At 53.1% G+C, this 815-nt stretch carries 2 protein-coding genes; one reads left to right on the forward strand and one right to left on the reverse strand.

Features of this window, described 5'->3' with window-relative positions; all coding sequences use genetic code 11:
- Positions 1-286: VOC family protein (locus AC1DRJ_RS30455; protein WP_477805381.1), on the reverse strand; the 286-nt coding region annotated here is incomplete at its 3' end.
- A 274-nt stretch (positions 287-560) separates the two neighbouring features.
- Here AC1DRJ_RS30455 and AC1DRJ_RS30460 point away from each other — a divergent pair.
- The coding region (locus AC1DRJ_RS30460) for a PAS domain-containing protein (RefSeq protein WP_477805382.1) at positions 561-815 on the forward strand (255 nt) is incomplete at its 3' end.

An 815-nucleotide genomic window follows, 5' to 3' on the forward strand; every position in this document is an offset into this window, starting at 1 on the left:
TAATCGCGCTCCACAGGCGGTCCGTTTCCGCTTGGTCGTCAGTCGCGACCTGAAACGAAAAGGCCTCGTTATGCTTGACCGTCGGCCCACCATTGAGGCCGATACAAGGGATGCCCATCACCGTGAAATCAACCATCAAGACATCGCCCAGCTGACCCACCGGGAAATCACCGGGCACGCGATGGACGGCGCCCACGGCACTGTCAGGAAACGTCCGGGCGTAGAAGTCTGCAGCCTCCAGCGCGGTGCCGTCGTACCAAAGACAAATCGTGTTCTTGCTGATCATCTTGGTTCTCCAGGTTCCGAAAAGACAGGTGCATTCTAGCAGCCCGGGTTGGGGCGACCGGGCGTAGGGAAAGCGACCGGGGTTAGAAAATAGCGACTCTTTAGCTGGCGTAAACCTGTCATGAAATGAAAAGAGTTTGTCGTCCAATGAATCGTCGGCCATGACGATATGCACGTAGAACAAGCAACCAGCTGTTGGATGCTGCCGTTCTGCCATGCTACCGATTTTCATGCCCCCAAAATTCTAATAATAATCCGAATAAGGATCGCTTTTTATGCGTGTGAACTTGCCTGTCACCGAGCATGAAAGAGTATTTCCCGCCGAACAACGATTGATCTCCATAACCGACCTGGATAGCCGAATCACTTACTGCAATGACGCGTTTGTGGCCATCAGCGGTTTCACTTCCGACGAATTGGTCGGTCAGCCTCATAACCTGATCCGACACCCCGATATGCCACCCGGCGTATTCATTCATATGTGGCACACCATCAAGCAAGGCAAACCCTGGAAGGGGATTGTGAAAAAC

Source organism: Pseudomonas sp. P5_B2 (assembly GCF_056400445.1).